Origin of the sequence: Brevibacterium sp. 50QC2O2 (assembly GCF_024580675.1) — a bacterium.
Taxonomy (GTDB): Bacteria; Actinomycetota; Actinomycetes; order Actinomycetales; family Brevibacteriaceae; genus Brevibacterium; species Brevibacterium moorei.
Map to the genome: position 1 here is coordinate 1 of NZ_JANIJZ010000028.1, position 23632 is coordinate 23632.

Annotated in this window: 17 protein-coding genes and 1 rRNA gene; 7 read left to right on the forward strand and 11 right to left on the reverse strand. The window is 67.6% G+C overall.

Going from position 1 to position 23632, the window contains the following annotated elements; all coding sequences use genetic code 11:
* Nucleotides 1–219: 219 nt before the first annotated feature.
* On the reverse strand, nucleotides 220–1956 hold the full coding sequence (locus tag NQ038_RS14440; protein ID WP_257059825.1) for an AMP-binding protein: 1737 nt from the start codon (nucleotides 1954–1956) through the stop codon (nucleotides 220–222).
* Between the two features lie 197 nt (nucleotides 1957–2153).
* Here NQ038_RS14440 and NQ038_RS14445 point away from each other — a divergent pair, with 197 nt between their 5' ends.
* A complete protein-coding gene (locus NQ038_RS14445) occupies nucleotides 2154–3902 on the forward strand; it encodes a class I adenylate-forming enzyme family protein (RefSeq protein ID WP_257059823.1) in 1749 nt (582 codons plus the stop codon).
* A gap of 48 nt (nucleotides 3903–3950) precedes the next feature.
* Here NQ038_RS14445 and NQ038_RS14450 read toward each other — a convergent pair whose 3' ends face one another.
* Nucleotides 3951–5096 carry an acyl-CoA dehydrogenase family protein gene (locus NQ038_RS14450; protein WP_257049882.1) on the reverse strand — a complete coding sequence of 382 codons (1146 nt, stop codon included), beginning with the start codon at nucleotides 5094–5096 and terminating at the stop codon, nucleotides 3951–3953.
* A 227-nt stretch (nucleotides 5097–5323) separates the two neighbouring features.
* On the opposite strand from NQ038_RS14450, the gene NQ038_RS14455 reads away from it, so the two are divergent.
* Together NQ038_RS14455 and NQ038_RS14460 are read left to right on the forward strand one after the other, a co-directional pair.
* Nucleotides 5324–5950 (forward strand): TetR/AcrR family transcriptional regulator, encoded by a 627-nt coding sequence (locus NQ038_RS14455; protein ID WP_257049881.1) that lies wholly within the window; start codon nucleotides 5324–5326, stop codon nucleotides 5948–5950.
* Between the two features lie 188 nt (nucleotides 5951–6138).
* Nucleotides 6139–7524 (forward strand): CaiB/BaiF CoA-transferase family protein, encoded by a 1386-nt coding sequence (locus NQ038_RS14460; protein ID WP_257049880.1) that lies wholly within the window; start codon nucleotides 6139–6141, stop codon nucleotides 7522–7524.
* Between the two features lie 185 nt (nucleotides 7525–7709).
* On the opposite strand, the gene NQ038_RS14465 is transcribed toward NQ038_RS14460, so the two are convergent.
* From NQ038_RS14465 to NQ038_RS14475, 3 genes are all read right to left on the reverse strand, one after another.
* Complete coding sequence (locus NQ038_RS14465) at nucleotides 7710–9551, reverse strand: acyl-CoA dehydrogenase (protein ID WP_257062906.1); 1842 nt, start codon at nucleotides 9549–9551, stop codon at nucleotides 7710–7712.
* Nucleotides 9551–10288 (reverse strand): SDR family oxidoreductase, encoded by a 738-nt coding sequence (locus tag NQ038_RS14470; RefSeq protein ID WP_257049878.1) that lies wholly within the window; start codon nucleotides 10286–10288, stop codon nucleotides 9551–9553. Before NQ038_RS14470 ends, NQ038_RS14465 begins: the two co-directional genes overlap by 1 nt.
* Nucleotides 10289–10445: 157 nt before the next feature.
* Nucleotides 10446–12008: a PLP-dependent aminotransferase family protein gene (locus NQ038_RS14475; RefSeq protein WP_257049877.1), complete on the reverse strand. Its 1563-nt coding sequence runs from the start codon at nucleotides 12006–12008 to the stop codon at nucleotides 10446–10448.
* A gap of 94 nt (nucleotides 12009–12102) precedes the next feature.
* Here NQ038_RS14475 and NQ038_RS14480 point away from each other — a divergent pair, with 94 nt between their 5' ends.
* Nucleotides 12103–12747, forward strand: a complete 645-nt coding sequence (locus NQ038_RS14480; RefSeq protein ID WP_257049876.1) for a pyridoxamine 5'-phosphate oxidase family protein — start codon at nucleotides 12103–12105, stop codon at nucleotides 12745–12747.
* Nucleotides 12748–12863: 116 nt separating this feature from the next.
* On the opposite strand, the gene NQ038_RS14485 is transcribed toward NQ038_RS14480, so the two are convergent.
* Nucleotides 12864–13814 (reverse strand): zinc-binding dehydrogenase, encoded by a 951-nt coding sequence (locus tag NQ038_RS14485; RefSeq protein WP_257049875.1) that lies wholly within the window; start codon nucleotides 13812–13814, stop codon nucleotides 12864–12866.
* Between the two features lie 78 nt (nucleotides 13815–13892).
* Complete coding sequence (locus NQ038_RS14490; protein WP_257049874.1) at nucleotides 13893–14522, reverse strand: TetR/AcrR family transcriptional regulator; 630 nt, start codon at nucleotides 14520–14522, stop codon at nucleotides 13893–13895.
* Between the two features lie 394 nt (nucleotides 14523–14916).
* Between NQ038_RS14490 and NQ038_RS14495 the strand changes: the two genes are divergently transcribed.
* The gene (locus NQ038_RS14495; protein WP_257059819.1) at nucleotides 14917–17892 is read left to right on the forward strand and encodes an FAD-binding and (Fe-S)-binding domain-containing protein; all 2976 of its coding nucleotides are present in this window, start codon (nucleotides 14917–14919) and stop codon (nucleotides 17890–17892) included.
* A gap of 78 nt (nucleotides 17893–17970) precedes the next feature.
* Here NQ038_RS14495 and NQ038_RS14500 read toward each other — a convergent pair whose 3' ends face one another.
* Together NQ038_RS14500 and NQ038_RS14505 are read right to left on the reverse strand one after the other, a co-directional pair.
* Nucleotides 17971–18831, reverse strand: a complete 861-nt coding sequence (locus NQ038_RS14500; protein WP_257049872.1) for a hypothetical protein — start codon at nucleotides 18829–18831, stop codon at nucleotides 17971–17973.
* Nucleotides 18828–19730 carry a LysR family transcriptional regulator gene (locus tag NQ038_RS14505; protein WP_257049871.1) on the reverse strand — a complete coding sequence of 301 codons (903 nt, stop codon included), beginning with the start codon at nucleotides 19728–19730 and terminating at the stop codon, nucleotides 18828–18830. The genes NQ038_RS14500 and NQ038_RS14505 overlap by 4 nt, the downstream gene beginning before the upstream one ends.
* A gap of 68 nt (nucleotides 19731–19798) precedes the next feature.
* Between NQ038_RS14505 and NQ038_RS14510 the strand changes: the two genes are divergently transcribed.
* Nucleotides 19799–21271 (forward strand): YbfB/YjiJ family MFS transporter, encoded by a 1473-nt coding sequence (locus tag NQ038_RS14510; protein WP_257062908.1) that lies wholly within the window; start codon nucleotides 19799–19801, stop codon nucleotides 21269–21271.
* Between the two features lie 6 nt (nucleotides 21272–21277).
* Nucleotides 21278–21910 (forward strand): pyridoxal 5'-phosphate synthase, encoded by a 633-nt coding sequence (locus NQ038_RS14515; RefSeq protein ID WP_257049869.1) that lies wholly within the window; start codon nucleotides 21278–21280, stop codon nucleotides 21908–21910.
* A 209-nt stretch (nucleotides 21911–22119) separates the two neighbouring features.
* Here NQ038_RS14515 and NQ038_RS14520 read toward each other — a convergent pair whose 3' ends face one another.
* Entirely contained in the window at nucleotides 22120–23367 is a 1248-nt protein-coding gene (locus tag NQ038_RS14520; RefSeq protein ID WP_257049868.1) for an amidohydrolase, read from the reverse strand.
* A gap of 146 nt (nucleotides 23368–23513) precedes the next feature.
* A 5S ribosomal RNA gene (gene rrf, locus NQ038_RS14525) occupies nucleotides 23514–23630 on the reverse strand.
* Nucleotides 23631–23632: the final 2 nt, after the last annotated feature.

The following is a 23632-nucleotide window of genomic DNA, read 5'->3' on the forward strand; positions in this document are numbered from 1 at the left end:
TAAAACCTAACCCTCAACAGTCCGGGAAGGACTGGCGGTTACTTCAGTGTTTTCCGCCTGGCAACACAGTTAACTATACACACGCTTGGTGGGGCCCGCAAACCGAACAGACATGACACGCACCACACATGTCGGAAACCCACCCACTCCGTCCTCTTCGCTTCGTGTGGCCGGTTAGAGCCGGCCACACGAGGCATAAGAGAGGAGAGGGAAGTGCGGCTAGCCCTTGATCTCCGGGAAGTCCTCGTCACGGAACTCCCCTGCGGGCCGCTGCCCCGCCACCTCGGTCTCGCGGACCCGCAGCTCCACCCGGCGGATCTTGCCGGAGATCGTCTTGGGCAGATCCGCGAACTCGATCCGGCGCACCCGCAGCCACGGCGCCAGGGCATTCCTGGCGAAGGCCAGGATGTCGCGTGCGGTCTCTGCGTTCGGCTCCACCCCGTCCTTGAGCATGAGATAGGCCTTCGGCACCGCCAGGCGCACAGGGTCCGGCGCCGGCACCACCGCGGCCTCGACCACGGCGGGGTGTTCGATGAGCACGGATTCCAATTCGAAGGGCGACACCTTGTAGTCCGAGGACTTGAAGACATCGTCGGTCCGCCCGATATAGTTGATATAGCCCTCGTCATCCCGGCCGGCCACATCGCCCGTGTGGTAGAAACCGCCGGCCATGGCCTCGGCGTTCTTCTCCGGATTCCCCTGGTACCCCGTCATCAGGGTGGGGTGCGGAAGCGACAGGTCGATTGCGATCTCGCCTTCGCCAACGCCCTCGACGACCTCGTTCGTATACGGGTCGATCAGCACCACGGGCACACCCGGCAGCGGCCGGCCCATCGAACCGGCCTTAACCGGTTGCCCGGGCGGATTGGCCACGGATGCCGTCAGCTCCGTCTGCCCGTAGCCGTCGCGGATCGTCAGACCCCAGTTGTCCTCGACCTGTTTGATGACCTCCGGGTTCAGCGGTTCGCCCGCGCCGATCGCCTCACGCAGGGAGCCGGGCTTGGCCCCCAAATCCGCGTTGATGAGCATCCGCCACACGGTGGGCGGGGCGCAGAAGCTGGTGACATGTTCGGCCTCGAGCACTCCCAGTAGTGCCGCGGCGTCGAAACGCGTGTAGTTGTAGAGGAATACGGTGGCCTGGGCCAGGAAGGGCGCGAAGAAGTTCGACCACGCGTGCTTGGCCCAGCCGGGGCTCGACACGTTCAGGTGCACATCGCCGGGCTTGAGCCCCAGCCAGTACATGGTGGCCAGGTGGCCGACGGGGTAGGAGTAGTGCGTGTGCTCGACCAGTTTGGGCCGACTGGTCGTGCCCGAGGTGAAGTACAGCAGCACCCGGTCGTCCGTCTTATTGCCCGGATGGGGCTGGGGTTCCGGGGCCCGCTGGTAGGCGGCAGCATAGGGCAGCCAGGCGGGGGCGGGCGCACCGGTGGGGGCCTCGGGCCCGGGTTCCGGGGAATCTCCCACGACGATGCGCAGATAGTCGCCGGGGACCTCGGCGAATTTGGCCGCGTCGGCGGTATTGCAGATGACTGCGCGGGCGTGCCCGCGGTCCAGCCGGTCGATCAGTTCGGCGGTGGTCGCGGCCTGGGTGGTGGGCATGAGGACCGCACCCAGTTTGATGATGCCCAGCATCGACTCCCACAGCTCCAGCTGGTTGCCCAGCATGAGCACGACCGCATCGCCGGGGCCCACCCCGTATTCGCGCAGTTGCGCTGCGACCTGATCGGATCTGTCGGCCAGTTCCCCGAAGGTCAGGGCGTTGCGGGTGCCGTCCTCCTCGACGATCACCAGGCCCGGGTCGTCGTTGCCGCGGGCGTAGGAGTCGAACCAGTCGTGGGCGAAGTTGAATGTGTCTCCCACATCCGGCCATTCGAAGGACTCGAGGGCGGCTGAGTAGTCGGTGCGCAGCGAGATCAGCCGGTCGCGCGCTTCGTTGAGTGCTTCCGTTCCATTCATACCCTCCATTGAACCGCATTCGCAGCCGAATTTGTGGTGTGATGCACATCCGGGGCGCACGGCGCAGTGTGACGCATATGGATCCGCGGTGTCAGAGGTCCCTGCTAGCCTGACCGCATACTCCAGGACGACGAGGCCCCGGACACGGTTCGGACCCCGGTTATAGGCGATGACGCCGGAAGAAAGGTGGCTCGACGATGAGCACGACGACACCCGACCGCGGATGGACCGCACTGTACCCCGCGCACGTCTCGCCGGAATTGGACGTGCCATTTTCCACCCTGGCCGAGGCCTGGGCCCAGCGGGTGCACCGCGCCCCGGACGAAGTGGCCCTGCAGTACTTCTACACCGAGCTCAGCGCCGCCCTGGTCGACCGGATGGCGGATGCCCTGGCCGCTGAATTCCAGGCAGAGGGCGTGCAAGCCGGCGATCGGGTGGGCATCCAGCTGCAGAACATCCCGCACTTCGCGATCGCGGAATTGGCGGCCTGGAAGATCGGCGCGGTCCCGCTGGTGCTCAATCCCATGTACATCCACCGCGAACTCGAAACGATCCTCGATGATGCCCGACCCCGCGTGGTGATCGGTCTGGAGGGCTCGACGGGACCGCTGGAGGAGTGGTCCGCCCAGCAGGCGGGGACCTCGGTGCTCACGGCCAATGACCGGGACTGGCAGTCCGGGGCGCCGGATGGAGCATTCGCCAAGTCCACGGCCTCGGACACCACCGCACCCCGCGGGGACGGCGACCTGGCGACCATCATCGCTGCTCGTGACGGGCAGCGGCCCACATCCGTCGCCGGGCTCACGGGGGACGATCCCGCCCTGCTGACCTATACTTCCGGCACCACGGGACCGGCCAAGGGCGCCCTGTCGACCCACCGGGCGCTGCTGGCCGTGGCCTGGGGCAACCGTGCCTGGTACGACATCGCGCCCGGCGACCGGATCCTGGCCGTCGCTCCCCTGTTCCACATCACCGGCGCGGTGGCCACGGGGGTCACCGCACTGACCGGCGACACCCGACTGGTGTGCATCAACCGCTTCACCCCTGCGCAGTTATTGCGCGCGATCAGGGAGTACCGGATCAACCATCTCCTGGGTTCGATCACCGTGTACAACGGGCTATTGGACCTGCCGGGGGCCACGGCAGAGGACCTGGCAACGGTCAAAACCGTGTACTCCGGCGGGGCGCCGGTGCCGCCGGCCACTGTCAAGCGCTTCGAGGACACCTTCGGCCACTACATCCACAACATCTACGGAATGACGGAGACCTCGTCGGCGGTGGTGGGCGTGCCCCTGGGCTGCAGGGCTCCGGTCGATCCGGGCAGCGGCACCCTGGCCGTGGGCGTGCCGCTGCCCGGCCTGGACGCGCGCGTGGTGCCACTGCTCGCGCCGGACGAGCCCGCGGGCGCTGTCGGATCCGGCTCCGCCGGCGCGGCCGACCCCGAGGCGGCCCCTTCCGGCCTGGCGCCGGGCACCCTACTGGGCGAACCGGGCGAACTGGAGTTGCGCGGCCCGCAGATCACTCCCGGCTATCTCAACAAGCCGGAGGCCACCGCTCAGACTTTTGACGGGCCGTGGCTGCGTACGGGCGATGTGGCGATTATGGATGCCGCCGGTTGGATCTACCTGGTGGACCGGTCGAAGGACCAGATCAACGTGTCCGGTTATAAGGTGTGGCCGCGCGAGGTCGAGGACGCCCTCTATGAGCATCCCGCCGTGTTCGAGGCCGCGGTGGTGGGTCTGCCCGATGAGTACTCGGGTGAACGGGTGGAGGCCTTCGTGTCCCTACAGCACGGCTCGGCGGGCGGAGAGGACCTGGAGGACGGGCTGCGAGCGCATGTGCGCGAACGTCTGGCCGCTTACAAGACACCCAAGCGGGTGCACATCATCGAGGAGCTGCCGAAGACCGCCACGGGCAAGATCCAACGCCGCAAGCTGCGCGGGTGAGTATATGGGAGCGGGCCCGTCCCACCCGGACGATCACGCAGGAGCTCATCACGCGGCGGTTTCCAGGCCACGGGAGATGACCACGCGCTGGATCTGGTTGGTGCCCTCGAAGATCTGCATGATCTTGGCATCGCGCATGTACCGTTCGGCCGGGTAGTCCTTCGTGTACCCGGCCCCACCCAGAACCTGCACCGCATCTGTGGTGACTTTCATGGCGTTGTCGGTGGCCGTGACCTTGGCGATCGCGGCGTCCATACCGAACGGCAGTCCCGCATCGCGGCGCCGGGCCGCGGCGATATAGGACGAGCGCGAGACCGACACCGCGGTCGCCATATCGGCCAGCAGGAAGGCCAGACCCTGGTGTTCGATGATCGGCACGCCGAAGGCCTCGCGCTCCTTGGAGTAGGCCACGGCCAGGTTCAGTGCCGCCTGGCTCACGCCCGTGGCCACCGCCGCGATCCCCAGTCGGCCGGAGTCCAGGCCGGACAGGGCGATCGACAGGCCCTGGCCCTCGTGTCCGATCAGGTTGGAGGCTGACACCGGAGTGTCGTCGAAGTGAACCAGGGAGGTCCGCGAGCCGGTCAGGCCCATCTTCTGCTCGCCGGGGTCGGCGGTGATCCCCGGTGAGTCCGCCGGCACGTGGAAGCAGGAGATTCCCTTGGAGCCCTCGCCGGTGCGGGCCATGACCGTATAGAAGTCGGCTTCGCCGCCGTGGGTGATCCAGGCCTTGGTGCCCTTGATGCGGTAGCCGTCGCCGTCCCGGGTGGCGGTGGTGCGCATGGCTGCCGGGTCGGAGCCGGCGTGGACTTCGGAGAGGGCGTAGGCGCCCAGCAGTTCGCCGCCGAGCATGTCGGGCAGTAGACGTTCGCGCTGTTCGGTGCTGCCGTAGACGGCCAGCGGATAGCAGGACAGAATATGGACGCTCACGCCCACCGCCACACTGGCCCAGGCTGTGCCGACTGCTTCCAGGGCCTGCAGGTAGGTCTCATAGGGCTGACCGCCGCCTCCGAATTCCTCCGGGTACGGCAGGCCCAGCAACCCCAAGTGGCCCAGTCTGCGGAACTCCTCGCGGGGGAAGATCCCCTGGGCGTCCGCCTGTGCGGATTGGGGTGCCAGTTCCGCCTGCGCGAACCGGTCGACCAGGTTCACGAACTCCGCGGCTTCTTCGCTGGGGAGGAGGCGGTTGACCTGCATGGCGGTGTCCTTACTGTGCGATATCGACGTTGCGGGTACTCGGTTCCGACCCGCTTTCCCTGCCCCTGTTCCGACTCGCCCACTCTGGCCTCGACAATGGGGCCGGGAAGGGGTCGCACCGAGGTTCAGGAAACCCTATCCGGTACTGTAGCACCGTTATCAGTACCAGTGATTACCGTTGCCTCGCCTTTCCCAGCCCGGCCGATGCACGCCGGTACACTAAGGGAATGCCGTCGATCCCACAGCTGCCGTCCATCCACATCCCGGGGACCAAGGGGCTACGCGCCAAGCAGAGCAGACGCCGCGAGGCCGTGCTGGGCAGTCTGGTCGACCTGTTCATGGACAATGGCTTCCTGGAGCTGAGCGTGGACGATATGGCCCGCCATGCCCACTGTTCCAAACGGACCATCTACCTGGTCGGCTCAAGCAAGGAACAGGTGATCCTGACCGTGATCCGCGGTTTCTTCAAGCGGGCCACCAGCTGGATCGAGGAAAGGCTGGACAAGGACGCCGACCCGATCGAGCAGATCGGCCAGTACCTGCGACTGATCGCCGAGGCCCTGTCTCCGGCCTCCGTGCAGTTCTTCCGCGACCTCGACGCCTACGAGCCCGCCGGCCGGATCTACCAGCAGAACACCCGGATCGCCGCCGACCACGTTAAAGACCTGGTCCGCGAGGCGATGGGCGAGCGCAACCAGGTGGACTCCGAATTCATCGGCGCAGTCGCCGGACTGGTGATGAACTCGATCCACCGCAAGGAAGTCGAGCAGGCCACAGGACTGGACGACGCCGCGGCCTATCGGGCCCTGGCCAACCTCATCGTCGCCGGCGTGCGCGGCGGCGAGGATATCTGACCGGCTCACTACTCATCCGGACGGAGCCTTCCGACAGGGTCCACCCACCGGCAGGATCCACCCGGTCCGTCTCGCCCTATTACGCGGCCCTCCAGGGCACCGCCCGTCGGTGAGACGCGCCGCAAACCGGAACGACCTCGGCGATATAGTCGCTTCAAAGTCCCCAATGAAGAGGAACGAGGTTATCGATGACCGATATTGCACCAACCACCGCCGGCGCGGCACAGGGCTCCGAACAGGCTTCCACGCACGCGGCCTCCGACGCCCGACTGCCGCTTGCCGGCGTGCGAGTGCTCGACCTGGGCGGGATCGGACCCGGCCCCTTCGCCACGATGATGCTGGCCGATATGGGAGCCGAGGTGATCCGCCTGGAACGCGCCCCGCGCCCTGGTGCCAAGGGCAACCGGGCCAACCCGGTCCTCGACCGTGGGAAGAAATCACTGACGATCGACCTCAAACACCCCCGCGCAGCACAATTGCTGATGCACCTGGGGCAGGAGACCGACATCGTGATCGAGGGATTCCGGCCCGGGGTGGCCGAGCGCCTGGGCCTGGGCCCGGCGGACTTCCAGGCCGTCAATCCGGCCCTGGTCTACGGGCGGATGACCGGTTTCGGACAGGACGGACCCCTGTCTCAGGCGGCTGGCCACGATATGAACTACATCGCCAGCTCGGGCGTCCTGGCGCAGCTGGGACGCGCCGCCGATCCCGTCACCGGGGCGCCGGCCACCGGTCCCGTGTTCCCCGTGAACCTGGCGGGGGACTTCGGCGGGGGCGGGATGTTCCTGGCCTTCGGCGTGCTGGCTGCCCTGACCCGGGCACGCGCCACAGGACAGGGTGCCGTGGTGGACGCGGCGATGGTCGAGGGCTCGAACGCCCTGTGGGCGATGATGCACGGCTTCGCGGCCATGGGCCAGTGGGGGGCGGGTGCCGGACGCAATATGCTCGACGGCGGAGCCCCCGCCTACGATCGCTACCGGTCCAAGGACGGGGCCTGGTTCTCCGTCGGATGTATCGAACCGCAGTTCTTCGCCGCCTTCGTCGAGCGCACCGGAATCGCGGACCGCTTGCCGGGGCCGGTGGGGGGATTCAACCACATGGACCCACAGTACTGGGATGAGCTGCGGCCGTTGTTCGCCGAGGCCATCGGCACCCGCACCGCCGCCGAGCTCACCGAACTGTTCGCCGGTGTCGACGCCTGTGTCTTCGAAATCCTCGACTTCCCAGCGGCCCAGGAACTGCCGCACAACCGGGCCCGCGGAGTGTTCTACACGGACTCCCACGGAGTGCGCCACCCCTCCCCCGCACCGAGGTTCCGGCCGGCGGGAAGCACCACGACCGCTGCGGTGGGCGGCGGCGAGACGGGGGCGGCGAGCGGCAGCGCTCCGAGCGCGTCCGAAGGAAACACGACGGGCGCACAGACCGGCGAAAGCGCCTCGCCGAGTACCGCCTGGGACTACGTCGTCCCCGCCGATGCGCCCGAGCTCGGAGCGCACAATGAGGAACTGTCCACCCGCCTGGGCCTGGACGCATCCGAGTTCGCCACACTGCGATCCGAGGGCCTCTTCGGCTGACCCACCCGAACACCAAGAAGCCACTCCCGTTTCACGTGAAACGGGAGTGGCTCCACTCATGCAACTGTGGCTCGATAACTCGTGAGTTATCGAGCCACAGTACCCTTTGTGGAGCCACCGGCAGGGCGCAGGCAATTACTTAATGGACACCCACCTCGCGAGAGCCACCGGCAGGGCGCGGGCGCTTACAGCCAGTCGTCGTCCAGGTCGGGCAGGGTCGTGTCGACTGCGGCCAGCAGGTCGAACTGCGGACCCGTGCGCGGCAGCTCATGGCTGAAGAAGTACCGCGCCGCCGCCCGCTTGCCGCGCAGGAAGTCGTCGTCCCCACGAGAGCCGGCTGCGGCCTCGGCGGCCAGGGCCTGTTCGAGCCACAGCCACGCCAGCGTCGTGTGCCCGAAGGCCTCCAGGTAGACCCAGGCATTGGCCAGGGCGGCACGCGGATCGCCGTCCTTCCACAGCGCTGCGGTGACCTCCTCGATCCGGCCCAGGTTCGCCTCGAGCGAGGCGGCCTGCTCGGCCCAGCCGGCCGCCGGCGTTCCCGCGGGCGCCTCGGTCACCTTGGCGATCGTGGCGCGCACCGTCTCCAGGTACAGCGCCAGGCCGGAGCCGCCCTTCATGATCACCTTGCGGCCCAGCAGGTCATTGGCCTGGATACCGTGGGTGCCCTCGTGGATCGGGTTGAGGCGGTTATCGCGGTAGAGCTGTTCGACGTCGTGGTCGCGCGTGTAGCCGGCCCCGCCGAGGACCTGGATGGCCTGGAAGTTCGCCTCCAGGCACCACTGGCTGGGCCAGGTCTTGACGATCGGGGTGAGCACGTCGAGCAGCAAGGCCGCCCTGGCGCGCTCGGCCTCCGTGGGCGCGGTCTGCTGGTCGTCCAGCAGGGTCGCGGCGTACATGATCAAGCCCAGCCCGCCCTCGACATAGGTCTTCGAGGCCAGCAGCATCCGGCGCACATCGGCGTGCTTGACGATCGGCACGGGTGCCGCGTTCGGGTCCTTGTTCTCCACCGGCCGGCCCTGCAGGCGGTCGCGCGCATAGGCCAGGGCGTCCAGATAGCCGTGGTAGCCCAGGGCGACCGCGCCGGCGCCCACCCCGATCCGGGCGCCGTTCATCATGTGGAACATGTACTGCAGACCCTTGGTCCGCTCCCCCACCAGGTAGCCAACGGCTCCGGCCGCACCGCCGGGCGTGTGCTCGCCCTCGCCGAAGTTCAGCAGCGTGTTCGTGGTGCCGCGGTAGCCCATCTTGTGGTTCAGCCCCGACAGTGCCACATCGTTGCGCTCACCCAGGCTGCCATCGGCGTTGACCAGGAACTTCGGCACGATGAACAAGCTCAGGCCGTTGGCGCCGGCCGGGTCGCCATCGGCGCGGGCCAGCACCAGGTGCACGATGTTCTCGCTGAGTTCGTGCTCACCGGCCGAGATCCACATCTTCTGTCCGTGCACGCGGAAGGTGCCATCGGCCTGCGGCACGGCGTGCGTGGACACATCGCCCAGACTGGAACCGACCTCGGGTTCGGACAGGCACATGGTGCCGAAGAAGCGGCCCTCGAGCTCGGGCATGACGAACCGGTCGATCTGGTCCTGGGTGCCGTAGGCCAGCAGCAGTGCGGCATTGCCCATGGTCAGCATCGGGTAGCTGGAGGTGCCGATGTTCGCCGACTGGAACCAGCTGAAGCAGGCGCGCGCCACGACATTGGGCAGCTGGATCCCGCCCAGCTCCTCGTCCAGAGTGCTGGCCGTCAGTCCGGCCTCCGCGAACTGGGCCAGCGCGGGGGCGACCTCGGGGATCATGTGGACGTGCTCGCCGTCGAAGGTCGGCTCGTTCGTGTCCGCCTTGCGCGCGTGCGGGGCGAAGTACTCCTTCGCGATGTCCTCGCTGACCTCGAGGACGGCATCGAAGGTCTCCTTCGAGTGGTTCTCGAAGCGTGGGCGACTGGTCAGGGATTCGACGTCGAGCCAGTCGTAGAGCATGAAGTCGATGTCACGGGCGGACAGGTACTTATCGGTGGACTTGGGGGTGTTCATCAGATCGACAGCCCTCCGTCGACGGGGAGCACGACTCCCGTGATGTAGCCGGCCTCCTCGCTGGCCAGGAAGCCCACGGCATCGCACATCTCCCTGGGCTGGCCGAACCGGCCCAGCGGGGCCTGGGCGGCCAGTTCCGCCTTCTTGTCCTCCGGGATCGAGGCGACCATGCGCGTCTCCGCGTTCGGGGAGATCGCGTTGACGGTCACGCCGAAGCGCGCCAGTTCCTTCGCCGCGGTCCGCGTGAAGCCGATGATGCCGGCCTTGGCGGTGGCGTAGTTGGCCTGGCCGATGTTGCCGTGCAGACCCGTGTACGAGGTGACGTTGACGATGCGTCCGAAGCCCTGTTTGCGGAAGTGCGGGGTGGCGGCGCGGGTGAAGCGGAAGGTGCCGCCGGCGTGGGTCGCCAAGACGGCGTCGAAGTCGTCGTCGGTGAGCTTCCACAGGACCTTGTCACGCAGGATCCCGGCGTTGTTAACGATCACGTCGATCCGCCCGGTGTCGGTGACCACTGTGTTGACCGCGGCCTCGACGTCGGTGGTGTCGGCGACATTGGCGACCAGCGGGCGGGCGCCGATCTCGGCTGCGCGGACGGTGAGTTCCTCGCCGTCCAGGTCGACTACATAGGTCGTGGCGCCGGCGGCGGCGAAGAAGCGTCCCAGCTCCAGGCCGATTCCGCGCGCCGCACCCGTGACGATCACGCTGCGGCCGGAGAAGTCATATGTCAGATTGCCCATGGGCATCCCCCCTGTACGTCTGTGTACATGTCATCTGTGGTCATCCGTGTGGATGCCCGTGCGGCGCGGACGAACCCGTACCACCATCCCCGCCAGAATAACTGATCGAACGTTTGGGAGGATACCTTTAGCGCTTGATCGTCAAAAGCATCTGCGCTTAGGCTTCCGACCTCAGCTCCTGTCCCAGAGTGCGGGCGAAGGCGCGCAGTTGCCCGTGGTCGGCACGCGCATAGCCGATGACGAGGCCGGTGTGAGGGCCGGAGACGGCAGCACCGACCGACTCCGCGGCAGGATAGTCCGACAGCGCCGCCACGCGAAACCCCCGCCGGTCCAGCCGACGGACCAATTCCCCGTCGTCGCGGCCGGGCAATTCCACGGTCACGTGCAGACCAGCATCGACACCCACGATGCGGAAGCCCTCCAGGATGCGGGAACCGTCCACGACCTCGCCCAGTGCATCGAGCAGTACACCGCGCCGCTCCCGGTAGACCCGGCCCGCGCGGACCAGGTGACGGCGCAACCCACCGGTGCCGATGAAGTCGGCCAGGGCACGGTCCACGATCCCCGGCACGGCAAGCCGCTCATGCACAGCCGCAGAGCGCACCTGTTCCCGCAGGGCCGGTGGCACATCCAGCCAGGCCACTCGCAGATCCGGCGACAACATCTTCGACGCGGTCCCCAGATAGGCGACATGGTCCCTGGCGCCGGGGATCGAGCGCAGGGCAGGCAGAGGTGCGACCCCATAGCGGAATTCCCCGTCGTAGTCGTCCTCGACGATGAGGGAGTTCGTGGACCGCGCCCATTCGACCAGTTCACGCCGCCGTTGCACGGACATCCGATGGCCCAGCGGATACTGGTGGGCGGGAGTCGTATAGAACAGACTGGCCCGCTTCGGCAGATACTCGACCACAGCGCCGTCAGAGTCCACGGGCACGAAGTCGGCGCTGCCCGCGCCCTTCCTCAGCTCCGTGTACATGGCGCCATAGCACGGGCTTTCCATCACCACGGGCAGGTCCGCCACCACATGGCGCAGGACTCCGACGGCGGGCCCGGTCCCGGGAAAGAGCAGTGGTCGCGCATCCGTGATGCCGCGACCGGTACGCAGATGTTCTGCCAGTTGTCCGGCCAAGGGGAGATCGCGGGTGTTCCACGGCTCCAGCGAGCTCATCGCATCGGCCGCGCGCCGCCAGGCGGAGCGCCATTCCGAGGTGCGCAGCAGACCGGCATCGGGGTGGCCAGGGGTTAGATCGACACTCGTCCCCACCACGTCACCATGGCCCGGTCCAGCACGGCCCGCCTCACCGTTTCCCGTGAAACATGCGGCTTCTCCCGGCCAGGCTCCCCCGCCGAGACCCCTGCCAGGACGCGGGTTCCCGTACCGCTGATCGAGGCGACCCGAGGTCTGTGCAGCCGCCCGCTCCCCCGCACCGACCTGGGGTGCCAGACCTGCCCGGGCCGCCTCGGTCGCACCGGTGCACACCCGAGTGCCGGAGCCCGGCACTCCCTCCAGATAACCGGCGGCGAGCAACCTGTCGTATGCCGCGACGATCAGGGTCCGCGAACACCCCAGCTCGACTGCGAGCGCTCGGGTCGACGGCAGCCAGTCCCCCGCGCTCAGCAGGCCATCGCGAATCGCGCGCAGCAGTTCCCGCGCCACCGCCGCAGCACTGCGCTCCGCCGGCCGCAGCGGGAATTCCAGGGTACGAGCATGACGTGGCATGGCCTCAACGATACCGGGGAGGAAGAATACCGGACTTCCGAACTCGATGATTCCGGCTATTCAACCAGGACCACAATCACGCTTGGCTGGGAGCATGACTGGAACCATGGAGCCCCTTACGCGCTACCGCGAACGCCAATCGACCGACCGCGCCGACCTGGATCGCCTGCTCGACACCGAATGGTGGGGCGTGCTGGCAGTGGTCCGCGGCGGCTGCCCCATCACCGTGCCGACCCTCTATGTGCGCGACGGCGATTGGCTGCTGGTGCACGGATCATCGGGCGCCCACACGCTGGGAGTGCGTGGCCGCAACGCCCGCGCCAGTTTCTGCGTCACCGCGATGGACGCACTGGTGGTCGCGGTATCGTCCTTCGACTCCTCCGCCGCCTACCGCTCGGCGGTTATCAGCGGCGTGTTGGAACCGGCCTCGGACCAGCAACGCGATTCCATGCTGGAACGGTTCACCGACGGCCTGCTGCCGGGGCGCACCGAGGAGATCCGGGCCTCGACGAAGAAGGAACTGGCCAAGACCAGCGTGCTGCGCCTGCCGATCGCCGACGGTGAGTGGATCTACAAGGCCCGTCCGATGACGGCACCCGGGGTGCCGGACGATCCGGCCGATGCCGGGACCTCAGCGTGGTCGGGGCTGGTGCCCATGACCCGCGGGTTCGGCGCCCCCGTCACCAGTGACTGGTGCACCGCCGAGGTCCCCACATCGGTCCGCAACCTCGCCGGCTAGGGCATGCCGAGGCCTGCCGCCCGAGTTCCACTACTTGACGAAACGTCGAAATTCAGCCGAAACCGCCGATATATCGACATTTCGCTAAGTAGTGGACTCTCTCCGAGTCGCGTGACTCAGTAGATCGCGACCAAGCGGCCCTCGACCTTGCCGTTGTGCAGGCGCTCCAGGCCCTCGGGGATCTCATCGAAGGTGATCTCCGTGAGCTTGGGCTCCAGGTCGCCGGAGGCCATGAACGCGTAGATCCCGGCGATGTCATCCTTCGATCCGCCATTGGATCCCTTGAGGGTGCACTGGTTGAGGATGAGCGAGCGGGTGTCGATGTTCGACTCCAATTTGCCCATGCCCACCAGCACCACGGTGCCGTCGCGCTTGATGATGTCCACCGCGTCCGAGGTCGTGGTGCCGAAGCCCGCATAGTCGACGATCAGGTCGAACTTCACATCGTCGAAGTCCTTGATCCCCTTGCGCACGTCCTTGACGCCGGAGGCCCTGACCAGGTCCCAGACGTTCTCGTTGACCTCGGCGACGTAGACGTTCGCCCCGGTCAACACGGCCACGCGGGCGCCGATCTGGCCCAGCCCGCCGAAGCCGATGACGCCGACGTTCATCCCGGCCTTCACCCCGCCGTTGGTGACCATTGCGGCGTGCGCGGTCATACCTGCGTCCGTGGCGGCCGCACCCTGGGCATAGCTCACGCCGTCGGGAATCGGGACCAGGGTTTCTGCGGGCACGACCATCTGCTCGCCGAAGCCGCCGTCGAAGTCATAGCCGGGAGCATTGCCAGGGCCGCCCACTGTGGGGCACACGCCCACGCGGTCGCCGGGGTGGAACCCGGTGACGCCCTCGCCCACGGCAATGACCTCTCCGGCGTTCTCATGTCCGATGGTGATGGGCTGCTTGCCCAGCAGCAGGATCCAGCCCGGATCGGTCATCAGGCCGACATCGGAATGGCACAGGCCCGCAGCCTTCATCTGCAGCACGACCTGTCCGGGTCCCGCAATGGGCGCCGGGACGTCCGTGAGTTCCAGGGGCTTGTCCGTATCGATGAACTGCCATGCCTTCATGGTGTTTCTCCTTCTCTTAGCTGTTCCACTACGCCCCGAAATGTCGGAATCAGCCAAAAACCCCGATATATCGACGTTTCAGGGCGTAGTGGACGGGGGTTGGGTGTTGGTGACCCAGGTGGGGAGCAGGGCGATGATCTGGTCCTGCAGTTCCTCGCGGGTGCCGATGCTCGCCTCTGCCTCGTCGGCTGCGAGCCAATCGACGATCACGGCCAGGATGCCGGCGGCGATGAAGGTCGCCGCACTGTCCGGATCGATCCCAGCCGGCGCCACCCGCAGCATCGTCTGCCGGGCTCCGGCGGCCAGGATTCCCTGAATCGTGCGATAGGCCTCACCGCTGACCCGCGCACTGCCGACGGCCCCCAGCACGACGGAGAACAGATGCCGCCTGGCCAGGAACTCGTCCAACAGGACCGAGGTCGTGGCCAGGGTCGCAGGACCGCCCGCCTGTGCCGAGCGCAGCTCGTCGTCGATCTGGGAGATCTCCACGAACCGCTCCCGGATCAGCTGCACCGCTATATCGTCCAGATCCTTGAACTGGGCGTAGAAACTGGTGCGGCTGATGCCCGCTTCCTTCGCGATCATCGCAACGCTCAGTTCCGCCTCCTGAGTCCAGGCCAGACGGTTCGCGGCATCGATGATCGCGGCCCGCGTCTTGGCCGGCCGCGGGTCCTGTGCCCGTCTCACACCCGATTCCCGTCCTGTCACGATCTCACCCTATCTCTTTTTCTGTGCATATGTTCAGAATTGATTTAGCCCCATGCTCCACCGACTGTAGTGCCACCGACCCCTGCGGACCCGCCTTTTTCGCAAGCACACCGTGCGTATTCCCCTTATCCACCGCTTAGACGTCGCATACGCACCGACGTGCAACGCCGGTCGGATCATCGAAACGCGCCCACGTGATCGCTCACATCCCCTAGATTCCGGGCGACGAACACCCTCCAGCCCGCCGCCCGCCGACACAGGGGAGTGACCGGGCGACTGTGGCCTCGGCCGTTGCATCGGTTTCGTTGAACGCGACCGGCAGCCTCTATACGCTCAAAGCGACTGTCCACCATCAACCGCACCCGCCCGGCGGCGGGAACCTCTGGAGGATTTCATGCGCGGAGCACTCGGATCGGATATCAAACGCGGACTGGCCCGGCCGGTCCAGGAACCCATGCCGAACCGCGCGAGCACCGCCGTGCTCGACGCCAGGGGCTCAAACCTGGTCGCCTCGCTGCGCACCCTGCTGCAGGTGACCGGAGACGAGGCCGAGCGCACCGTCCTGGACGCCCCGCACGATCTGGTGCGCTACTCCTCCGACGCCAGCCCCTACCGGCTGATGCCCAAGGTCGTGGTCCTGGCCCGCGGCGTCGACGACGTCGTCAAACTGCTGCGCTGGGCCAGGGAGACCGGGCACGGGGTGACCTTCCGCGCCGGGGGCACCAGCCTCAACGGCCAGTCCCAGTCCGACGATGTGCTCGTCGACGTGCGCCGCCATTGGACCGGCGCCCACGTCTTAGACGACGGAGCGCGGATCCAAATGCGTCCGGGCACCATCACGGCGCGGGCCAATGCGATGTTGTTCCGCCACGGCCGCAAGCTGGGACCCGATCCAGCATCCTCCGGCGCCGCGGCGATCGGCGGGGTCGTGGCCAACAACGCCAGCGGCATGACCTGCGGCGTGCAGAAGAACTCGTACTACACATTGGAGTCGGCCACCCTGGTGCTGGCCTCGGGAACCGTGGTCGACACCGGAGCCGCCGACGCCGATGAGCGTCTGCGCGAGGCCGAACCGGAATTGGTCGCGGGCCTCCTGGCGATCCGCGAGGACCTGCTGGCCGATCAGGACCTGGTGACACGGATCCGCAGCAAGTTCAGCATCAAGAACACCTCCGGCTACCACCTGGATGCCTTCCTCGACTCCGATTCCCCTGCCCAGATCCTGCGTGGGCTCTCGGTGGGGTCCGAGGGCACCCTGTCGTTCATCGCCGACACCGTCTTCCGCACCGTGCCCTTCGGCCGGTCCCGCACCACCGCCTTCTTCCGCTTCCCCACCCTGCAGGCCGCAGCCGCGACCGTGGCGGGGCTCAACGAGGCCGGCGCCGAGGCCGTCGAGCTGATGGACGCCGCCAGCCTGCGCGCCGCGGCCAGTGCCAAGGGCGCGCCCGCGTGGATCGCCGAGCTGGCCGAGGACGCGCAGGACGCCGTGGTGCTCACCGAAATCCGCGCCGACGACGAGGCCGAGCTGGCCGCCTTCGAGGACCGCGCCAGGGCCGTGGTGGGCTTAAACGCCACCGGGGACGCCGCGACCGGCGTGACCGGGGACTTCACCCGCGATGCCAAGGTCGCCGCCGGCTACTGGAGCGTGCGCTCGGGGCTGCTGGCGATCATCGGTGCCGCCCGCCCACACGGGACCTCGCTCATCACCGAGGACGTGGTGGTGCCGCCAGCGCAGCTGGCCGAGGCCTGCACCGATCTGCAGCAGCTGCTGGTCAAACACGGCTTCCTGGGCGCGGTCAACGGCCACGCCTCCGCCGGCAACCTGCACTTCTACCTGTATCTGGACGCCACCCGGGAGGACCAGGTCACCACCTACCGGGCCTTCATGGAGGACCTGGTCGACGTGATCGTGGACCGCTACGACGGGTCGCTCAAGGGCGAACACGGCACCGGCCGGAACATGGCACCCTATATCGAACGCGAATGGGGCACGGCCGCCATCGGCTTCATGAAGCGCACCAAGGCACTGCTGGACCCCGCCGGTCTGCTGGGCCCCGGCGTGTTCCTCAACGACGACCCCGAGGTCGCCTTCGAGAATCTCAAGACCATGCCCGTATTGGACAGCGAATTCGACCGCTGCATCGAATGCGGGTTCTGCGAGCCCGTGTGCCCCTCGCGAAATATCACCGTCACCCCGCGCCAGCGCATCGTGCTGCAGCGCGAAATGGCGCGCCAGGGCTGGGACGGCCCGGTCGAACAGGCGCTGGTCGACAGCTACGAGTACCACGCGGTCAACACCTGCGCCGGCGACTCCTCCTGCGCGATCGCCTGCCCCGTGGACATCGACACCGGACACGTGATGAAGGAGGTCAGGCGCGATTCCTGGTCGCCCACCGCGCAGAAGGTGGGCGAGGCCATCGCCGCCGGCTGGGGCGCCACCTCCACCGGCGCACGTCTGGCCGTCGGCGCCGCGAACCTGTTGACCCGGACCACCGGCGCCGCCGGCGACAAGCTGCTGGGCGCCGTGACGAAGGCCGGCCGGGCCGTTGCCGGCGACGACCTGGTGCCCAACTGGCTGACCGCGATCCCCGGCACGGGACCTCGGGCCCCGCACACCGATGTCACCAGGGAACAGGCCGACGTCGTGCTGTTCCCCGCCTGCATCAACCGGATCTTCGGGGCGCCCAAGGAACCGGGCGCACCCCTGAACGTGACCGAGGCGCTCATCGCCCTGGCCGAGCGCGCCGGGAAGAAGGTGTGGATCCCCGAGGACCTGGGCGACGACTGCTGCGCCACCATCTGGCAGTCCAAGGGCCTGGACGCGGGCAACCGGTTGATGGCCGCGCGCGTGGTCGAGGACCTGCACCGCTGGTCGGACGGCGGGCGGCTGCCGGTGATCGTCGACGCCGCGTCCTGCACCCTGGGCGTGCTGCACGAGGTGGTCCCCCATCTGGACGCCCACCACAAGCAGCTGCACGATGAGTTGACGATCCTCGATGCGATGACCTGGGTGAACCGCGAGGTCGTACCCGAGCTGGGCGAGCATGAGAAGCTGGGCACCGTGGTGGTCCACCCGACGTGCTCGATGCACAATATGGACATCGCAGGCGATCTGCTGGCCCTGGCCGGCGAGGCCGCACAGAACGTGGTGGAGCCGATCGTCGCCACCTGCTGCGCGACCGCCGGGGATCGCGGGATGCTGCACCCGGAGCTCACGGAGACCGCGACCGAGGAGGAACAGGCCGAGGTCGCCGCCGTGGACGCGGATGCCTGGGTTTCGGGCAACCGAACCTGCGAGCTGGGCATGGAACACGACACGGGCAAGCCCTACGAATCGGTCATCGTCACCCTGGAGCGCGTTACACGGTAGACCTGCCGCGCGTTTTGTACCCCCAGTCCTATGGCATGGCCGTATACAGCCGCGCTATGGGACTGGGGCTAGAAAATGCTACGGCGCGACCACCACGATGGTGGCGGTGTCGCCGGTGTCCGCGGCGGCCTCGGCCACGGCGGTGTCCAGATCAGCGCCGGGAGCGGTCCAGGAGAACCAGTCATCCGGCTGTGCCAGGGCCCCAGCGCTGGCCAGGCAGACGGGTCCGGCCACCGCGTAACGGCCGAATTCCGCCTCGAGCGAGGCGTTGGGATAGCCCGCGGCCGCCCAGTACCCCTCCGGCAGGTTGCGCATCTTGGCGCGCGCATGGGCCAGCCGGCGGTGCAGGCGGGCAGCGCGCCATGCGGCCAGGCCCTTCCCTCCGGACGCTTCGCTTGGCCCGCCGCTGATACCGTCGGCGGTCTCAGCGACTTCGCGCCCACCGGTCCCAAGTTTGCCCGCCGCCTTCTGCCGTGCCGCGAAGAACCTCCGTTGCGACCCTCCGGCCATGTGCCGCACCCGTTCATCGGTCTTGACGATCGCCTCTTCGCCGGGCCCCGGCGGGGGCAGCAGCACGGAACAGTCGCCCAGTGCCAACCATTCCGTGGCCTCGGCGCCCAGGCGCACCAGGGCCAGCGAGGCCTCGGCACCGGGATCATCGGCCGAGGCGGGCAGGTGCGGGGCCGCCGAGATCGCGCGGTTGACGATCGCACGCAGTGACAGCTGTGGGTCGGCGGCCTGTTCCAGGGCGTAGGACAGGGCGCGGGCGTACTCCCCGCCGGTCTGGCCCTGCACCCCGGCCGGGCGGGGAGTTCCGGCCACCACCCAGGCCAGGCGGCCGGTCGAGCCCCAGGCGTCCTCGTTCTCGGGTGGCCGGCCGGGGGCGGGCAGGGCGCCGGTGGTGGTGGCTGCGTTGATGCTCATGTGGTCGATGCTCATGGTCTCGGCTCCTCAGCCAGTTCACGTGCTAGGCCGATGAGGCCGGGCAGCGCATCGCCGGTGCCTGTGGGACCAACCGGCGTGATCGCCTCCGTGCCCGCCCTGGCAAGTGGATACTGCAGTTCCAAGGGCACTGGCGGCGCTCCTTCCAATGGTAGGAAGACCACGCGGCTGTGGGCGACGCGGCGTTCGATCAGTTCGGGGATGACGCCGATCCCCCGGTCCAGGGCCACCAATTCCAACCATTCGTCGAAGTTCGTACACGTCACGATGTCGGTGGATTTCGCCTCTTCGGAAGGCCAGTCAGCCGGAATGAAGGAGCCCCCTGCCGTGTTGACGACGACACGGTGCGTGAAGACATCGTGCCAGGTCAGAGCACTGCACCGGCTCAATGCCGAGGCCGTGCTCACCGCCGCCAGGCGCCGTTCCGTACCGATCCGGACACTGCCGATCCCGGGGTCGGAGGACGGCCGCCGGGCGACGATGGCATCGACTCGACCCTCCTGCAGGGCCGCCACAGGATCATCGGTCCGGTGCAGGGTCACACGGACGCCGAGCTCGGCCTCGGCGCGATCGACCAGAGTGCCGGTGAAGGGATCGGGCCAGAGGAAACTGCAGCCCAGCGCCAGTTCGCGCTGGGAGCGCTCCACGACCGCGACCGCCCGGTCGATGCCGAGCACGGCGGGACGCACACGTTCCAGGAAGTCCCTGCCCACCATCGTCAGTTCCACCCTGCGGGTCGATCGTTCCACCAGGCGTACCCCCAGTTCACCCTCGAGGCTCGCCACCAGGCGCGTCACCGCGGGCTGGGACACACCCAATTCCGCCGCGGCGCCCGTATAGCTCCGGGTCCAGGCAACAGCCAGGAACGCCCGTAATTGGCGCAAGGACACATCCATAACCTCAGGTTATCAATCGGGCCGTGTGGCTATTTCCCTCACTGTGCCCAGACCCATAATGTGGGAATATGACTCATCCCACTCCCCCGGTTCCCTCGACCGAGGCCGCTGCCCCCTCCCGCGGTGAGCTGACCCGGCAGATCGTCTGGATCGCCGCCGGATTCGCCGCGGCTCTGGGCCTGGCCCGTTTCGTCTACACTCCCCTGCTGCCGCTGATGACGACGCAGGCCGGTCTGAGCGAGCAGGCCGGAGCGCAGATCGCCACGGCCAACTACCTGGGCTATATGCTGGGCGCCGGCCTGACGATGCTCGTCCCCCGATCGGGGGACAATCGGCATCTTTATCGCCTGTGCCTGATCCTCCTGGTGGCCTCCGAGGCGGCCATGGCTCTGGTGCCCGCGGCCGGCTCGCTGCTGTTCGGGAGTTCTGCCGGTGGGACAGCCGGCGCAGCGAGTACAGCGGTCGCCGAGGCCACACCGGCCGGACCCGCGGCCGCCGGGTTCGCGACGCTGACGGTCTGGTGGATCATCCGGCTGTTGGCCGGGTTCTGCAGTGGCATCGTGTTCATCCACTGTTCCCGCAGCGTCGGCGGCAGCCCCCGGCTGGGCCTGGCATTCGTGGGGATCGGCGCGGGCATCCTGCTCTCCGGCCTGCTGACCGCGATCTGCATGTTCGCGGACCTCGGCTGGGCCGGCCAGTGGATCGCGGCCACGGTGGTGACAGGTCTGGTCGCAGCCCTGGCCTGGCACGGCAGCCGCACGCCGCGCAAACTGACGGGGGCCTCGGGGCCGGCGAACGGGGGCACCACGGTACAGCAGACAGACCCTTCCGATATATTGCCGAGCCCCCGCGGTCATCTGCTGTCCAAGGGCGCGCTGACCGTGTCCTACCTGGGCGAGGGCATCGGCTACATCATCATCGGCACCTTCATCGTCGCAGCCCTGAGCGCGAGCCTGGGTGCCGGCGCCGCTTCCGGAGGCGCGGCCTCGGGCACGCACGGTGGTGCTGGTCCTGCAGGTGGTGCTGGCGCGGCCGGCAGTGGGCTGCCCGACTGGCTGCAGGCCGTACCCGTGGGCAATCTGGTGTGGATGGTCGCGGGCCTGGCCGCGATCGTCTCGATCCCCTGCCTGACCGCCCTGCGCGCGAGGTTCCACGTCCACACGCTGTTGCTGGCCTTCCTGGGCCTGCAGATCTTCGCGGCGGTCGTGCCGGCCTGCTTCCCCGGCGTGGTGGGCGACCTGGTGGGCGCCGTACTGTTCGGCGGCACCTTCGTCGCAATCGTCCAGCTCACCCTGGCCTACGGTGTGGAACTGCGGATCCGCAACAGCGCAGCGGTCCTGGTGACCGTCTACAGCGTCGGCCAGATTCTGGGCCCGCTGCTGGTGGCCCATGCGGTGGCCGGCGGAGTGCAGGGGTATCGTGTGGCCTTCACGATCGCCGCGGCCATCATCATCGTCTCAACCCTGGCCGCAGCCCTGGCCAGGCCCCGGCGCTTAAAAGAACACACCGATTCACACGCAAAATCACACGGAAAGAGTTGATCGACCATGTCAGAGCAGAGCACATCCAATCTGCGGACGCGACTGCGCGCCATCCCGGCGTTCCCACCGGATCTGCCGATCCTGGACCCGGCTACGGTGCCCGAGGATCCGGCGGGGCTGTTCCTCCAGTGGTTGGAAGCGGCGATCGAATCCGGCGCCAGGCAGTCCAATGCCTTCACCCTCATCACAGCGCGAGCCGATGGGACCCCGGTGGGCCGGACCCTGATACTCAAGGACATCGTGGACACGGACACCGCGGCCGAGGGATCACTCGGGATCGAGACCGCGGCAGGGACCGCAGCGGTGGGCTACGAGTTCTCCACCCACGCATCGTCGCGCAAGGGGCTGGAGCTGGCGGCCGAGCCGCGGGCCTCGCTCGTCTTCTTCTGGCGCGAGTCGGGCAGGCAGGTGCGCATCACCGGCACGGTACTGCTCGCCCCGGACGAGGTCTCGCAGGCCGATTGGCGGGGCCGTCCCAGTTATACGGGCCGGCCCAATCCGGATTGGCAGGTCTATCGGCTGGTCCCGGCGGAATTCGAGTTCATGCAGGCCCGTGAGGACCGCAACCATACCCGCATCGAATACACGCGGGCCGGCGCCACCTGGACCCACCACCTCGTAGAGACCCCCGCCGGCTAACCCTCCCCCACCCCACCGGAGTGGCTCCACACATGCGCGCGTGGCTCGATAACTCATGAGTTATCGAGCCACGGACACCCGAGTGGAGCCACCGGTAAGGCGCGGGCGCACGGCCCAAGGGGCACACAACCAGCGAGAGCCACTGGCAAGGCGCGGGCACACAACCCAAGGGGCATACGACTAGCGAGTACCACCGGTTGGGTGTTGGATCAGACCTCGGGGCTGACCGGGACCTTGGTGAAACCGGCGGGGCGTGCGGCCTGGTCGGCCAGGAGAGATTCGCGCGCTGCGTCGTCGAGGCCCAGCACGGACAGGGCCAGTGCCTTCGCACCGTCGATCACAGCCTGATCGGCCGCCTCAGTTGCGGCGTCGGCTGCGAATTCCGCGGTGTGCGGCACGCCCTCCTGACCGAGGAAGGCGATCGACGGGTGGATGCTGGGCACCACCAGCGACACATTGCCCATATCGGTCGATCCACCGCCCTGTCCACGGGGCACCACGTCCACCTTGCGGCCCAGGGCCCGCAGGGCCTCGTCCCACACAGGAGCGATCCGCGGATCCTGTTTGAGCTCGTCGTAGCGGGGTTCGGTCCGTTCGGCCTTCCAACCACAACTGGTGGCGATCGCCGCACCTTCGAAACACTTGAGCATCTTGCCCTTGACCTCGTCCAGCTGGGGGCTATCGGGAGCACGCACTTCGGCCTGCAGCACGGTCAGTGCCGGCACGATGTTGGTCGCCTCGCCGCCCTGTTCGACGAAGGCGGACAGGCGGATACCGTCCTCCAGTTGTTGGCGCAGCAGACCGATGGCCACCTGGGCCAGAGTCGCAGCGTCGGCGGCGTTGATCGCCTTGAAAGGAGCGGCGGCGGCATGGGCTCCCCGCCCGGTGTATGTCACCTTGAACCTATCGACCGCCTGGGTCGAATACAGTCCACAGGACTTGTCGATGTCTCCCGAGGCGGCATGGGCCATGAGCGAGATCGTCGCCTCTTCGAACGCTCCCTGTTCCATCAGCAGGGCCTTGCCGCCTCCGTGTTCTTCTGCGATGGTGCCCAGCAGGACCACGGTCAGATCGTGCAGATCGGCCAGTTCCCCCAGCACCAGGGCGGCGCCCAGGGCCATGGCAGCCATCGTATTGTGGCCACAGGCGTGTCCCACACCGGGCAGCGCGTCGTATTCGCAACAGATGACGACGCGGAACCGGCCCGTGCCTTTGATCGCCTCGAACGAGGTGGGGATCCCGTAGGCTCCCCGTTCCACCGTGAAGCCCTGCTCTTCGGCCCGCGTGGCCAGGAGATTCATCGCCGCGTGCTCTTCGAAGGAAAGTTCCGGGTTGGCGTGCAGGACGTGGCTGGTGCTCAGCAGATCGCCGGAGAGTTCATCGACGAGGTGGGAGATCGTTTCGACGGTGTCGGCGTCAAGTGTGACAGTGGGCTGGGTTACGTTCTCGGTAGACATGGCCCAAGACTATAGAACCGGGCGCTGATCTGGGAAGATGCGTCCACGGGGTGGTCCTCACCACCCACAAAAAGAAGAGAGCCCGTGTGCGAGCCCCACCCCACCAGGGCGGCTCAAGCACACAGGCTCCCTCATATATAAATTAATTGCGGCGGTGACCTACTCTCCCACACACTCCCGCATGCAGTACCATCAGCGCAATCGGGCTTAGCTTCCGGGTTCGGAAAGGGACCGGGCGTTTCCCCAACGCTCTCACCACCGCAAA